The 13,363-nt window shown below is 55.4% G+C and carries 15 protein-coding genes; 9 read left to right on the top strand and 6 right to left on the bottom strand.

Annotated features, from left to right (window positions below; all coding sequences use genetic code 11):
- Window positions 1–3: 3 nt before the first annotated feature.
- The 5 genes from AAC636_RS00275 to ispH form a co-directional block, all read right to left on the bottom strand.
- Entirely contained in the window at window positions 4–786 is a 783-nt protein-coding gene (locus AAC636_RS00275; protein ID WP_340299950.1) for an ion transporter, read from the bottom strand.
- Between the two features lie 20 nt (window positions 787–806).
- Entirely contained in the window at window positions 807–2,048 is a 1,242-nt protein-coding gene (locus AAC636_RS00270; protein ID WP_340299949.1) for a class I SAM-dependent RNA methyltransferase, read from the bottom strand.
- Window positions 2,045–3,889 carry an ABC transporter ATP-binding protein gene (locus tag AAC636_RS00265; protein WP_340299948.1) on the bottom strand — a complete coding sequence of 615 codons (1,845 nt, stop codon included), beginning with the start codon at window positions 3,887–3,889 and terminating at the stop codon, window positions 2,045–2,047. The genes AAC636_RS00270 and AAC636_RS00265 overlap by 4 nt, the downstream gene beginning before the upstream one ends.
- Window positions 3,890–3,953: 64 nt before the next feature.
- The gene (locus tag AAC636_RS00260; RefSeq protein ID WP_340299947.1) at window positions 3,954–4,535 is read right to left on the bottom strand and encodes a LysE family translocator; all 582 of its coding nucleotides are present in this window, start codon (window positions 4,533–4,535) and stop codon (window positions 3,954–3,956) included.
- A gap of 9 nt (window positions 4,536–4,544) precedes the next feature.
- Complete coding sequence (ispH, locus tag AAC636_RS00255) at window positions 4,545–5,495, bottom strand: 4-hydroxy-3-methylbut-2-enyl diphosphate reductase (protein WP_340298292.1); 951 nt, start codon at window positions 5,493–5,495, stop codon at window positions 4,545–4,547.
- Between the two features lie 90 nt (window positions 5,496–5,585).
- On the opposite strand from ispH, the gene AAC636_RS00250 reads away from it, so the two are divergent.
- Window positions 5,586–5,921 (top strand): response regulator, encoded by a 336-nt coding sequence (locus AAC636_RS00250; protein ID WP_340299946.1) that lies wholly within the window; start codon window positions 5,586–5,588, stop codon window positions 5,919–5,921.
- Here AAC636_RS00250 and AAC636_RS00245 read toward each other — a convergent pair.
- Entirely contained in the window at window positions 5,918–6,484 is a 567-nt protein-coding gene (locus AAC636_RS00245; protein WP_317657259.1) for a LabA-like NYN domain-containing protein, read from the bottom strand. The genes AAC636_RS00250 and AAC636_RS00245 overlap by 4 nt on opposite strands.
- A gap of 96 nt (window positions 6,485–6,580) precedes the next feature.
- On the opposite strand from AAC636_RS00245, the gene folK reads away from it, so the two are divergent.
- The 8 genes from folK to rnc all read left to right on the top strand — a co-directional run bounded on the left by folK (window position 6,581) and on the right by rnc (window position 13,319).
- Window positions 6,581–7,180, top strand: coding sequence for a 2-amino-4-hydroxy-6-hydroxymethyldihydropteridine diphosphokinase (folK, locus tag AAC636_RS00240; RefSeq protein WP_340299945.1), 600 nt, complete (start codon window positions 6,581–6,583; stop codon window positions 7,178–7,180).
- A gap of 94 nt (window positions 7,181–7,274) precedes the next feature.
- Window positions 7,275–7,628 (top strand): DNA-directed RNA polymerase subunit omega, encoded by a 354-nt coding sequence (rpoZ, locus tag AAC636_RS00235; protein WP_213675507.1) that lies wholly within the window; start codon window positions 7,275–7,277, stop codon window positions 7,626–7,628.
- A 12-nt stretch (window positions 7,629–7,640) separates the two neighbouring features.
- Window positions 7,641–9,794, top strand: coding sequence for a RelA/SpoT family protein (locus AAC636_RS00230; RefSeq protein WP_340299944.1), 2,154 nt, complete (start codon window positions 7,641–7,643; stop codon window positions 9,792–9,794).
- A 53-nt stretch (window positions 9,795–9,847) separates the two neighbouring features.
- Entirely contained in the window at window positions 9,848–10,489 is a 642-nt protein-coding gene (locus AAC636_RS00225) for a DUF2062 domain-containing protein (protein WP_340299943.1), read from the top strand.
- Between the two features lie 36 nt (window positions 10,490–10,525).
- The gene (locus AAC636_RS00220) at window positions 10,526–11,269 is read left to right on the top strand and encodes a pyridoxine 5'-phosphate synthase (RefSeq protein WP_340243714.1); all 744 of its coding nucleotides are present in this window, start codon (window positions 10,526–10,528) and stop codon (window positions 11,267–11,269) included.
- The gene (acpS, locus tag AAC636_RS00215; protein WP_340299942.1) at window positions 11,266–11,718 is read left to right on the top strand and encodes a holo-ACP synthase; all 453 of its coding nucleotides are present in this window, start codon (window positions 11,266–11,268) and stop codon (window positions 11,716–11,718) included. Before AAC636_RS00220 ends, acpS begins: the two co-directional genes overlap by 4 nt.
- Window positions 11,719–11,844: 126 nt before the next feature.
- Complete coding sequence (lepB, locus tag AAC636_RS00210; RefSeq protein ID WP_340299941.1) at window positions 11,845–12,633, top strand: signal peptidase I; 789 nt, start codon at window positions 11,845–11,847, stop codon at window positions 12,631–12,633.
- A complete protein-coding gene (gene rnc / locus AAC636_RS00205; protein ID WP_340262937.1) occupies window positions 12,630–13,319 on the top strand; it encodes a ribonuclease III in 690 nt (229 codons plus the stop codon). Before lepB ends, rnc begins: the two co-directional genes overlap by 4 nt.
- Window positions 13,320–13,363: the final 44 nt, after the last annotated feature.

Raw genomic sequence — 13,363 nt, 5'->3', positions numbered from 1 at the left:
CGCCTACTTCCCCAACCGCTCCTCAATCTTGCGCAGTCGGTCTAGCACCTCATCACGATAGGCATCTGTGGCGGCATTGCTTTCTTCGGCATGAGCGTCTTGCATGGAATTGACGATCAGGCCAACCAGCAGGTTTACCACCGCAAAGGTCGTGACCATGATGAAAGGCACAAAGAACAGCCACGCATAAGGATAAACATCCATCACGGGGCGCACGATGCCCATGGACCAACTTTCCAACGTCATGATTTGGAACAGGGAATAGAAAGACGCGCCAAGCGTGCCGAACCATTCGGGGAAAGATGCCCCGAACAGTTTGGTTGCCATCACGGCACCGATGTAAAAGATGATCCCCATCAGCAAGAACACGCTGCCCATTCCTGGCAGGGCGGTCACAAACCCCTCGACCACGCGGCGCAATCGTGGCGCGGCTGAGATGACCCGCAATACCCGCAAGATGCGCAAGGCGCGCAGAACTGACAGCCCGTGGGTGGCGGGCATCAGCGCGATCCCAACAATCAAGAAATCAAAAACGTTCCATCCCGAGCGGAAAAACCGCGCGCCATGGGCCACCAGTTTCAGCGCAATTTCGATCACGAAAATCGCAAGGCAAATCCAGTCCAATGTCAGGATAATGGTGCCCGCCGTGCCCATAACTTCGGGCGGTGTCTCAAGGCCCAAAAGAATGGCGTTAAAAATGATCACGCCGATGATGAATTGGCGGATGTGAGGGCGGTCTAGCCAATCGGCAAGTATCTGTCGCGTGGTCGTAAAATCACGGGTCATAGCAGCCATCCTTGAGCGCGTTACCGCGTCATAAGGGGTCGGATAAAGCGGGCGGCAAGTTCTATATGCGGCGACCAACGGAATTGGTCGATGGGCTGCACCCATTCAAGGCAATAACCTGCGTCAAAGAGGGTTTTTGCGTCACGTGCAAAACTGATCGGGTTGCAGGATAGAAATGCAATCTGGGGGATGTCGGTTTTCGCCAATTCATGCACCTGTGCCTGTGCGCCTGCACGGGGCGGGTCGATGACCACCGCGTCATATTTGGCTAATTCGTCACTTAAAACGGGGCGGCGAAACAGGTCGCGGGTTTCGGCGGTAATGGGCTTTAATCCGTCCGCATAGCGGGCGGCGTTTTGCAAGCTCTTGACCATATCGGCGCTGCCTTCGACTGCGTGCACGGGCGCTGTTTCGGCCAGTGGAAAGGTAAAGGTTCCACATCCCGCAAAAAGGTCAATGATGCGTGTGGCCCCCGAAATCGCGCTGCGTGCAGTGGCCAAAAGCGCTGCTTCGCCCGCTTTGGTGGCTTGCAAAAATGCACCTGCGGGTGGGGTGACCCGCGCGTGCCCCATTTGGTGATAGGGTGAGGTTTCCATAAAGACGACCTCATCCCCCCATGTCAGGCGCAGAAATTCGGTGCGGAATTTTGGCAATTCAACCCGCAGCGCATGATCCAAGGGCTTGCCGCCCGTCACGTGGAGGTCAAGCCCGATTTCGGACTGGGTTAGGCTAAAGCCCAAAACCGCACTGCGCGATCCCCCCAAACGGGCGATCTCGGCCAATACGGGCAGCGTGGCCACCATCTCATCGGGCAAAAGGTGACATTCGCCGATCGGCACAAGGACGTCCGATTTTCGGGCATGAAATCCTACCATCGTCCCCGATTTTGTACGCCGCGCGGCAAAGGTGGCGCGCCTGCGTGAGTGCGCAGGCGAAGTTAGGGTTGCGCGGATATCAGTTGTGATCCCGTGCGCGGCAAGCGCAATTGCAATTTGGTCTGCCTTCCACGCACTGACAAATGTGTCCGAGGCATGTTGCAGGCTGCACCCGCCACAGGATTTATAATGCGCGCAGACAGGTTTTACCCGCGCGGGGGAAGGGGTCACAATTTTGGCCCCGTCCAATTGACCTTCGTTTACCACGCCGCGCACCACCTCGTCAGGCAGGGTAAGGGGGACAAGGATTTGGCCTCCGCCCGCGTTCTGTGCAATGCCATCGCCGCGATGTCCGAGGCGGGTGATGGTGAGGGTTTCTTCGCTCACGCGGAACCTCCGTCTGGATTAAGAAAGCCGCCCGATTGGCGGTTCCACAGCGAAGCATAGAGCCCGCCCTTTGCCAAAAGCACCTCATGTGGGCCATCTTCGATGATGTGGCCTTCATCTAAAACGATGATGCGATCCATCTGCGCAATGGTCGACAGTCTATGCGCAATCGCAATCACGGTTTTGCCTGCCATCAGGTCGCTCAGCGTGTTTTGGATGCTCGCTTCAATCTCGCTATCAAGCGCGCTTGTGGCCTCGTCTAAAATTAAAATCGGCGCATCTTTCAGAACCACCCGCGCAAGCGCAATGCGCTGTCTTTGTCCGCCTGAAAGTTTCACCCCGCGTTCGCCAACATGGGCCTCAAACCCTGTGCGGCCCTCTGGGTCTTCTAGATCATGGATGAACCCTAAGGCCTCGGCGCGTTCTGCGGCGCGGATTACGTCAGCATCACTTGTATCGGGGCGGCCATAGGCGATGTTGTCGCGCACGGAGCGGTGCAACAGGCTGCTGTCTTGCTGCACAACGCCGATTGTGGCGCGCAGGCTGTCTTGGGTCACATCGGCAATATTTTGGCCATCAATGCGGATTACGCCGCCTTCGCAATCATAAAATCGTAGCAAAAGTTTAACGAGGGTCGATTTCCCAGCGCCAGAGCGCCCGACAAGCCCGACCTTTTCGCCGGGCTGGATGGATAAATTGAGGCGATCTAAGCCACCCGCGCCGCGCCCATAATGGTGACTGACCGCATCAAATTCGATCAATCCTTTCTCGAATTTGAGCGCGGATGCGTTTTGGCGGTCACGCAATGTGATCGGTTGGGCGATGGTCTCCATCCCCTCCATCACCACCCCCAATTCTCGGAATAGGCTTGAGAGAGCCCACATGATCCAGCCCGTCATTGCATTGAGTTGTAAGGTGAGGGCGGCTGCCGCCGCCACAACGCCCACAGTCGCCGTTCCCGTATACCACAACCAGACCGACCAACCGACAACGGACACAATCAAAAGTCCATTCAAGGTCAATAGCGTGACGTCCATTATCGTGAATATCCGCATCTCGCGGGCGAATGTTTGGCGCGTATGCTCAATCGCCTCGTGGGCATAGTCCAGTTCGCGTGTTGTATGCGCGAAAAGCTTGACCGAGTGGATGTTGGTATAGCTGTCAACGACCCGTCCAGTTGTCATGGATCGCGCATCTGAACTGGCCTTGGAGGCGGGGGTGACATTGCGGATTGTCCAGCGCACCAACAGCCCATAGAGCCCGCACCAAATCACCAAGGGCACGGCAAGCCGTGGGTCTGACTGGGTCAGTAGGATCACCGCGCCGATGAAATAGGCGATTGAAAATGTGATGGCGTCAAAAATCTGAAACACCGCATCGCCTGCGGCGGGCGGGGTTTGCATAATCCGCCCTGCGATACGGCCCGCAAAATCATTTTCGAACCATCCGACCGATTGACGTAAAACATGCCGATGTGCCCGCCAACGGATCAGCGTGCCGAAATTCGGCAGGATCGCATTGTTCAAAAGCCCCACATCCAAAAGCTGCATCAAAGGGCGGACTAGCACCACAAAGAGCGCGACTAAGCCAAGCTCGAGCCCGTGATTTGCAAACAGTTCTGCGGGACTACTGACTGATAGCAGATCAACAACGCGCCCCAAATAGACGATCAGCCCCAATTCAATCGAAGCGACCACCATCGACATAAAGGCGGCTGCGATGAACACCCGTTTGAAGGGTTGCGCATAGCCGCGCAAAAACGGCCAGAGTCGATTGGGGGGCGTATCCTCATCGGCGTAGGGCGTATAGGGATCTACCAGTGTTTCGAAAAATCGGAACATTGCATCGGGCCTGATTGGTTGATTGGGTCGCAGCCTGACCCTGTGGCGCAATATAGGGCGGGGCTCACATAAAGACCATTGCGGCTGTCAGCGCGAGGGCGCTTGCCATGGTTTTGCGAAAAATATTCCATGCACGCGGCGTGGTCAGAAGCCGCGCCAAGGCCGTTCCTGCTGCTGCCCAAAACAGACAGACAAAAAGATTAATTCCTGAAAAGGCGGACGAAAGGCGCAAGGCTTCTGTCAAAAGCGTGCCACCCGCGCCAAAGCCCGCAGCAGCGGCAAGGCTAACGGCCCAAACCTTGGGATTGACCCATTGAAACATCACAGCCTGAAGAAAGGTAAACGGCTTTGCGACCTGTCGCGCCTTAGGATCTGCCGGTTTGGCCCGCCATAGGGTGGATGCCATATAAAGGATCCAAGATGCTGCGGCTATTTTCATCACTACGGCAGCCACTGGATAGGCCAATAAAATCGCGCTGACACCTAAGCTTGAGGCAGCAGCAATCACCCCCACCCCTGCGGCGACACCGAAAATATGCGGAATGGTCGCGCGAAACCCAAACAGCGCGCCTGATGTGGTCAAGAGGATAACATTTGGCCCAGGCGAAAACAGCCCTGCAAAAACAAATGGGTAAAGCGGATCCATGGGCGATGGTTAGGCAGGTTCACGTAGGATGCGCGGCACTTTGAACTCAACATTTTCCACGGCAGTCTCAACCTGTTCGACTGTCACATCATAGCGCGCCCGCACGGCATCAATCACCTCATTGACCAATAGCTCTGGCGCAGATGCGCCCGCCGTCAGACCAAGGCTGGTAATCCCCTCAAGCGCGCGCCAGTCAATATCAGTCGCCCGTTGCACAAGCTGCGCATAGTTGCAGCCCATTTTTGCCCCCACCTCGACCAAGCGTTTTGAATTTGAGGAATTGGGTGCGCCCACGACAAGCATGGCATCTGCCTTGACCGCCATCGCCTTGACGGCCTCTTGGCGGTTGGTGGTGGCGTAGCAAATGTCTTCTTTGTGCGGGCCGATAATCGCAGGGAACCGTGTCTTGAGGGCCGCAACAACATCGGCGGTGTCATCAATCGAAAGGGTGGTTTGCGTCACAAAGGCCAGTTTCAGGGGGTCGCGCACCGTGAGGGCCGCCACATCCGCTACTGTTTCAACCAAGACGACTTCGCCTTCGGGCAATTGGCCCATAGTGCCAATCGTTTCCGGATGGCCCGCGTGGCCGATCATCACGATCTGCAACCCCGCCTCATGATGCCGCGCCGCCTCGATATGCACTTTGGACACAAGCGGGCAGGTTGCATCAACATATATCATCTGCCGCCGCTCTGCGGTTGCGGGAACAGATTTGGGCACCCCATGGGCAGAAAAAATCACGGGTCGATCATTTGGGCACTCGTCCAATTCTTCGACAAAAACTGCGCCCTTTTCGCGTAGGGCATCCACCACGAATTTGTTATGCACGATTTCATGGCGCACAAAGACGGGTGCGCCCCATTTCTCGAGAGCCATTTCCACGATTTTAATTGCGCGATCTACACCTGCGCAAAATCCGCGCGGCGCGGCCAAATAGAGGGTGAGGGGCGGTTTTTGCATAGTATCTCTCCGATCACCCCACAGTTAAGTCTTTGTGGCCCCGCCGTCTAGCGTTTCTGCCTAAACGGCATCGGCGCAAACGCCTCACACATGCCACATTTCCTGCGCATCAATGGGCGCGAGGCGCTTGCAGCGCTGGATCAAGACTGTTTCGATCTGATCCTCACCGATTGTCACACGCCCACGATGAATGGTTTTGAAATGGCCCGCGAAATTCGGGCGCGTGAAAGTGCGTCAGGGTTCTCAAAAATCCCTATAATCGCCATCACGGCTGACGCCGTTGGCCATGACCGCCACAAGGGGATTTATGTCGGCATGGATGCCTATCTGACCAAGCCTGTGCGCTTGGGGGATTTGTCGAAGATGTTGTCGCTCTATCTGGTGGGGGAGGAAGAGGGGCGCGGTGCTGTGTGCGGGGCGCCTTAATAGCTTTCCTCAAAGTCATCCTCACCGCCATTTTCGCGCGGGGGGCGTCCTACTGCGTCTTTTAACTCGTCCAATTCAATGAAATTGTCCGCCTGCCGCCTTAGGTCATCGGCAATCATAGGTGGGTTCGAGCGGATGGTGGACACAACCGAAACCCGAACGCCCTTGCGTTGGATGGCAGCCACAAGCGGACGAAAATCGCCATCGCCAGAAAACAGCACGATATGATCGACATGGTCTGCGATTTCCATCGCATCGACCGCCAAATCAATATCCATATTCCCTTTGATCTTGCGCCGCCCTTGCGCATCTGTGAATTCCTTGGCGGCTTTCGTCACCATGGTGAACCCGTTGTAGTTCAACCAATCCACCAGAGGGCGAATCGGGGAATATTCGTCATTCTCAAGAAGGGCCGTATAGTAAAATGCGCGAAGAAGTTTTCCGCGTTGCATGAATTCTTGGCGTAAGAGTTTATAGTCGATATCAAAAGCCAAAGCCTTGGCTGCCGCATAAAGATTTGAGCCGTCAATAAAGAGCGCGAGGCGCTCATCACGATAAAACATTTGAAAGACCTTATAATAAACAGACCAATCGCGGCCTTGAATAATTCGTCAAAATATCACGATCAGCAATGCAGAGTAAAATAGGGAATAAATCATTTGGCGCAAGCTTTCCTTTCTAATCCGGAGCCGCGCAAAGCACTTGTAGCGCTTGGCTCAAATCTACCTGTCGAGGGGCAGGCGCCGCGCGTGGTTTTGGATCGTGCGATTGCACAGTTGCGGGACTATGTGACCGCGCAGGGTGGTGGCGATTTCAAATTGAGCCAACTCTATCGAACCCCTGCATTTCCTGCAGGTTCTGGCCCTGATTTTGTGAATGCAGCGATCTCCTTTGACTGGCCGTTAGGCCCAAATTTGCTGCTGGAAAAGCTGCATGCCATAGAGGCTGATTTTGGCCGCAGCCGTCTGCAACGCTGGGCCCCGCGTGGGTTGGATTTAGATCTTTTAGGCCTCGGCAATTTGGTTTTGCCAGATCCAGACACATGGCAAGTTTGGGCCAATCTTTCGACAAAAGAGGCGCAATCGCGCGCGCCTGATCAATTGATTTTACCCCACCCCCGCATGGCTGAGCGCGGCTTTGTTTTAATCCCGCTCTGTGATGTTGCCCCAAATTGGTGTCACCCGATCCTTGGCGAAACGGTTTCTGAATTGCGCGCAAAATTGCCGCCCGAAGAGTGTCGTGAGATCAATCCACTGTGAGGGCGTGCGCGGTCTTTTGCACTTGTATTTCGGGGGCGGTCTGCCTATTTACGAGCCTTGCGCCCCTCCTTTAACCAGCCTTGGAGAGTTTAGTATGGCCCGCGTGACGGTAGAAGATTGCGTAGACAAGGTTCCCAACCGCTTTGAATTGGTGATGCTTGCTGCACATCGCGCCCGCGAAATGGCGTCTGGCTCGCCGCTTACTGTGGATCGCGACAATGACAAGAATCCTGTCGTTGCGTTGCGCGAGATTGCAGAAGAGACACAATCAGCAGATGGCCTGCGTGAGCGTTTCATTGAATCGCATCAAACCCAGATTGAGGTTGATGAGCCTGAAGAAGACACGATGACATTGCTGCAAAGCGCCGATCAGGATCGTCCACAAGCGGATGACATGACCGAAGAACAGATGTTGCGTGCCCTGCTTGAAGCGCAGGGGCAGAACTAATTCAGGCGATTTATGGACGGAAATGGATCAGATCGAAGCGGCCTTCTCGATGCCGATGATCTGATCAGCCTTGTCCGAAACTACAATCCAAAATGCAATGAGGCCCTCCTGCGGGGGGCCTATTCCTATGCGCAGGATATGCATCAGGGGCAAATGCGCCAATCGGGTGAGGCCTATTTCACCCACCCTGTTGCGGTGGCCGCGATCCTGACCGAGATGCGGCTGGACGATGCCACAATCGCAACGGCGCTGCTGCATGACACGATCGAAGATACCAAGGGCACCTATTCCGAACTGGAAAGCCGTTTTGGGACGGATGTTGCGGAATTGGTCGATGGCGTGACCAAGCTGACTAATTTGCAGCTGTCCAATCGCGAATCAAAGCAGGCTGAGAACTTTCGCAAATTGTTCATGGCCATGTCCAAGGATCTGCGCGTGATCCTCGTGAAACTGGCCGACCGATTGCACAATATGCGCACCATCCGCTATATGCGCGCCGAAAAGCAGCTGCAAAAATCGCGCGAGACAATGGATATCTACGCGCCGCTTGCAGGCCGTATGGGGATGCAATGGATGCGCGAGGAGTTGGAAGACCTTGCCTTTCGCGTGGTCAATCCCGAAGCCCGCAATTCGATCATGCGCCGCTTTTTGACCCTGCAGAAAGAATCGGGCGATGTGATCCCAAAGATTACCGATGATATCGAAGCCGTTTTGGCCAAGCATGGCATTGCTGGCGATGTCTATGGCCGTGCCAAAAAGCCCTTTTCGATTTGGCGCAAAATGCAGGAAAAAGACCTCGCGTTTTCGCGTTTGTCTGACATTTACGGATTTCGCGTCATCGTTGAGACAGAGGATGAATGCTATCGCGTTTTAGGGGCGATCCATCAAAGATGGCGTTCGGTTCCGGGAAGATTCAAGGATTACATCAGCCAGCCCAAGTCGAACGGCTATCGTTCGATCCATACCTCTGTTTCAGGGCGAGATGGCAAGCGTGTTGAAATCCAAATCCGCACGCGCCAGATGCACGAAGTTGCTGAATCTGGTGTCGCAGCGCATTGGTCCTATCGAGACGGGGTGCGCGCGGCGAACCCGTTTGCGGTTGATCCTGCAAAATGGTTGTCCACGCTGACAGAACGCTTTGAGATGGCCGAGGATCATGATGAATTCCTCGAACACGTGAAGTTGGAAATGTATTCCGACCAAGTGTTCTGCTTCACGCCTAAAGGGGATGTTGTGAAGTTGCCGCGTGGGGCGACCCCGTTGGATCTCGCCTATTCGATTCACACGCGCATTGGCCATTCTTGCGTGGGGGCCAAGGTTGATGGCATTCGCGTGCCGCTTTGGACACGCCTGAAAAATGGCCAATCGGTCGAGGTTGTAACTGCCGAAGGTCAAAGCCCGCAGGCCACATGGATTGATATCGTGGTGACAGGTCGCGCCAAGGCCGCAATCCGCCGCCGCCTGCGCGAAGAGGATCGGGGGCGTTATATCAAATTGGGGCGCGAATTGGCGCGGGTGGCGTTTGAGCATGCCAATAAGAAATCCACCCCCAAGGCCTTGGATACAGCCGCCAAGGCCCTTGGCCTCGAAGATGGTGACGAGGTTTTGGCGCGGATCGGATCTGCTGAAATTTCGGCGCGCGATGTGGTGACCAAGCTTTATCCAGAACTCGCCACCAGTGGTGATTTTGTCGATGTCGATCAAAAGCGGGCTGTGATTGGTTTGCCTTCGGGGTCAGATGTGCAGCGTGCCCAATGTTGCCAGCCTGTGCCCGGTGAACGGATTGTGGGAATCACCTATCGCGGGCGTGGGCCAATGGTTCATGCGATTGACTGCGAATCTTTGGCTGAATTCGACAACGCGCCCGAGCGTTGGATTGACCTGCATTGGTCAGAAGGTCGGCACGCGGCGGTGCATAACGTCACGATCAACGTGACGATTTCAAATTTTAACGGTGTTTTGGGAAGAATCTGCACATTGATTGGCGAGCAAAATGCCAATATCTCTGATTTACATTTTATCGACCGAAAGCCAGACTTCTTTCGTTTATTAATTGATGTTGATGTAAGGAATGCTGAACATCTGCATGCGGTGATGATGGCATTGGAGGCTGATAGCGATGTCGCCAAGCTTGGCCGTTATCGAGATGTAGAAAGGCGTCCTTAGACCCGACACGGCGCGGGTGTAGCTACGCGAGTAAGGGAGAGGAACAATCCGTGGTGTTTAAGCGAAGGGATCAGCGACCCTTGCTTCGGATTGTGGCCGAATGGGTCTATCCGCGTGGCGGATGGATGCGTGCCTTCCAATATGTCACCCATCGTCTGAACCGCCTACCAGGATCGGCGGAATCGATTGGGCGCGGTGTTGCCGCTGGTGTATTTGCGGTCTTTACACCCTTTTTTGGGTTCCATTTTTTCATCGCAGCTCTGCTTGCATGGATTTTGCGGGGCAATGTGATTGCTTCGCTTCTGGCGACTTTTGTCGGCAACCCGCTGACCTATGTGCCGATTGCGATAATCTCGCTTGAAACAGGGCATTTCATGCTTGGCTCAACCATGCGCAGTGATGTGAATGCAGGGTTGATTGCGCGGTTTCGGGGGGCGGCGGGTGATTTGTTGTATAACCTGTGGTCGATCTTCTCAGGTGCGCCCGCGCATTGGCATGAACTCAAGATTTTCTATGACACGGCATTCTTCCCATGGATGATTGGGGCGATTATTCCGGGGATTTTATCATCAATCTTGGCCTATTTTATCAGTGTGCCCCTGATCCGTGCGTATCAAAAGCGCCGCATTGCCAAGCGCAGCGCGAAGATTGAGAAACGCCGCGAACAGGCTGGCACTTCGGGCGCAAAACGCTAGATTAGCACTCATTGTCCAATGGGTGGGAGGCACCAGATGACCCGCGATCTTAGGCTGGGTGTCAATATTGACCATGTCGCAACATTGCGAAACGCGCGCGGTGGTGCGCTTCCTGATCCTGTGCGGGCGGCCCTCTTAGCCGAAGCGGCGGGGGCTGATGGCATTACAGCGCATTTGCGCGAAGACCGCCGTCACATTCGGGACGAAGATATCGCGGGGCTGATGGCGGCGATTAAAACCCCGCTCAATTTCGAGATGGCCGCCACCGCGGAGATGCAAAAAATCGCCCTGTCTCATCGCCCACATGCCGCCTGTATCGTTCCTGAGCGGCGCGAAGAACGCACCACCGAAGGTGGCCTTGATGTGGCAGGGGACGAGGCGCGCCTTGCGGAATTCATTGCGCCTTTGCGCGATGCAGGCATACGTGTGTCGATGTTCATCGCCGCAGACCCGCTGCAAATTGCGGCAGCCGCGCGCATTGGGGCGCCTGTGATTGAACTGCATACGGGGGCCTATTGCGATTACCACGCCGAGGGTGAGATGGAGGCCCACAAAGCCGAACTTTCCCGCTTGATCGCAGGTGCGAAACAGGCGGCTGATCTGGGCCTTGAGGTGCATATGGGGCATGGCTTGAATTATGAGACAGTCACCCCGATTGCGGCCATCAAAGAGGTGCGCGAATTGAATATTGGTCATTTCTTGATCGGCGAGGCGGTGTTTACAGGGTTGTCTGCCGCCATCGGTGAAATGCGCCGCCTGATGGAGGAGGCCCGCGCGTGATTTTGGGGATCGGAACGGATCTGGCAAATATCGAACGCATCCAACGTGCGCTTGATCGGTTTGGTGATCGGTTCCGCAACCGCGTGTTCACCGAACATGAACAAAAACGTGCCGAACGCATGCAAAACCCCGCTGCGGTTTACGCCAAAAGATGGGCCGCCAAAGAGGCCTGTTCCAAGGCACTGGGAACGGGGCTGCGCATGGGGATTGCGTGGCGCGATATGACGGTGACGAATTTGGAAACGGGCCAGCCCGTGATGCACGTCACAGGATGGGCGCAAGAGCGGCTCAATGAAATGACCCCAAAAGGGTATGATGCCGTTATCCACGTTACATTGACCGATGATCACCCATGGGCGCAGGCATTCGTGGTGATTGAGGCGCTGCCAGATGGGATATCTGCGCAACTTCCCGCTATGCCAACCCCGCCAAACCGTTCGCTTGCTTGACAGCAGGGCGCGCGCGGCCCATGAGGGGCATGGGTCGGTTGACGTTTTGGCAATCCTGCCGCGATGCGACACAAGGGTGCCACAGGCGAAGGCCACCGCGATTTTTTAGCGGATGGGGCAAAACGCATGGCAAGCTATAAGGCAAAAAAAGAGGGAATTGGCGAGACGATCAAAACGATTGTCTACGCGCTGCTGATTGCAGGGGTCTTTCGCACCTTGTTCTTTCAGCCATTTTGGATCCCGTCCGGATCGATGAAAGACACGTTGCTGATCGGTGATTTCCTGTTTGTCAATAAAATGGCCTATGGCTATTCGCGTCACAGCTGCCCTTTCTCGATGTGTCCCTTCTCCGGCCGCATTTTCGAGACATTGCCCGAGCGTGGTGATATTGCCGTCTTCCGCCATCCCACCAATGATGCAGATTTCATCAAGCGTGTTATTGGTCTGCCCGGGGATGTGATCCAAGTTCAAGATGGCCAGTTGATCATCAACGGCACGCCCGTCCCACAAGAGCCAACAGCACCTTTCGTTGAGGCGTTCGAGCCACAAGGCCCGCTGGGCCACCTTCCGCGCTGTTCAAATGCGCCTGTTGGGGCGGGTGGGATCTGCGAAAAAGACCGCGCGATTGAGACGCTTCCCAATGGGGTATCGCATGCGGTGTTGAATATTGATGACCGCTCTTTCGCGGATAACACCCCCGAATTTACTGTGCCCGAGGGTCATGTTTTCGTGATGGGCGACAATCGTGACAACTCTCAAGATAGCCGTTTCCCTCGTTCTATTGGCGGGGTTGGGTTAGTGCCTGTTGAAAATCTTTTGGGCCGCGCAGATCGGGTGATCTTTTCTTCTGCAGGGGATCGCATGGTCTATTTCTGGACATGGCGCAGTGATCGGTTTTTTAGAGCATTACAGTGAAATTATCGCGTGAGATTAACGAGTTTTGCGCCCGTTTAGGGCATAGCTTTTCCCGCCCCGAATTGATTTTGCGGGCTTTGACCCATTCTTCGCTCTCCTCTCCGACCCGAGCGGATAATCAACGCTTGGAATTCTTGGGGGATCGCGTGTTGGGATTGGTCATTGCTGAGCTGTTGCTCGAACAGGATCAAGACGCGCCAGAGGGGCAACTGGCCCCCCGCTTTAACGCACTTGTGCGCAAGGAAACCTGTGCCGAAGTCGCGCGCAGCGTAGATTTGGGCGCGGTGTTGAAATTGGGCAAATCCGAAATGATGACGGGGGGGCGCCGCAAAGATGCCCTTTTGGGCGATGCGATGGAGGCTGTGATTGCCGCCGTTTACTTGGACGCAGGTTATGATGCGGTGCGTGGGCTGATCCGCCGTCTTTGGGCGGGCAAGGCCGATACAGTGGCCGATGATGCCCGCGATGCGAAAACCGCCTTGCAGGAATGGGCGCAGGCCAAGGGGAAAGGCTTGCCTCGCTATGCCGAGCTAAGCCGTGAAGGGCCAGATCATGCCCCTACCTTCACCATCGAAGTTACGCTCAGTTCGGGCGAGGCCGCGCAGGCCAGTGCCAAAGCCAAGCGTCACGCCGAACAAGAAGCCGCAAAAAAATTGCTTGCCGCCCTCGATGGTGGTTCCGCTTAATGCGTCTGGCGCTAGGGCTGATTTCCCGCTATGCCCAAAGATCG

Source organism: Roseobacter sp. HKCCD5988, from assembly GCF_037830355.1.
Classification (GTDB): Bacteria; Pseudomonadota; Alphaproteobacteria; order Rhodobacterales; family Rhodobacteraceae; genus M30B80.
Note: the sequence above shows the minus strand (reverse complement) of the source record. Positions and strands in the feature narration are given on the sequence as shown.

Bases quoted from the DNA above. Each gene is read 5' to 3' on its own strand.
- ispH (WP_340298292.1), bottom strand. From the start codon at position 5,495: ATGCAAAAACCGCCCCTCACCCTCTATTTGGCCGCGCCGCGCGGATTT.
- AAC636_RS00260 (WP_340299947.1), bottom strand. From the start codon at position 4,535: ATGGATCCGCTTTACCCATTTGTTTTTGCAGGGCTGTTTTCGCCTGGG.
- AAC636_RS00230 (WP_340299944.1), top strand. From the start codon at position 7,641: ATGGACGGAAATGGATCAGATCGAAGCGGCCTTCTCGATGCCGATGAT.
- AAC636_RS00250 (WP_340299946.1), top strand. From the start codon at position 5,586: ATGCCACATTTCCTGCGCATCAATGGGCGCGAGGCGCTTGCAGCGCTG.
- AAC636_RS00265 (WP_340299948.1), bottom strand. From the start codon at position 3,889: ATGTTCCGATTTTTCGAAACACTGGTAGATCCCTATACGCCCTACGCC.
- AAC636_RS00275 (WP_340299950.1), bottom strand. From the start codon at position 786: ATGACCCGTGATTTTACGACCACGCGACAGATACTTGCCGATTGGCTA.
- AAC636_RS00245 (WP_317657259.1), bottom strand. From the start codon at position 6,484: ATGTTTTATCGTGATGAGCGCCTCGCGCTCTTTATTGACGGCTCAAAT.
- lepB (WP_340299941.1), top strand. From the start codon at position 11,845: ATGGCAAGCTATAAGGCAAAAAAAGAGGGAATTGGCGAGACGATCAAA.
- AAC636_RS00220 (WP_340243714.1), top strand. From the start codon at position 10,526: ATGACCCGCGATCTTAGGCTGGGTGTCAATATTGACCATGTCGCAACA.
- rpoZ (WP_213675507.1), top strand. From the start codon at position 7,275: ATGGCCCGCGTGACGGTAGAAGATTGCGTAGACAAGGTTCCCAACCGC.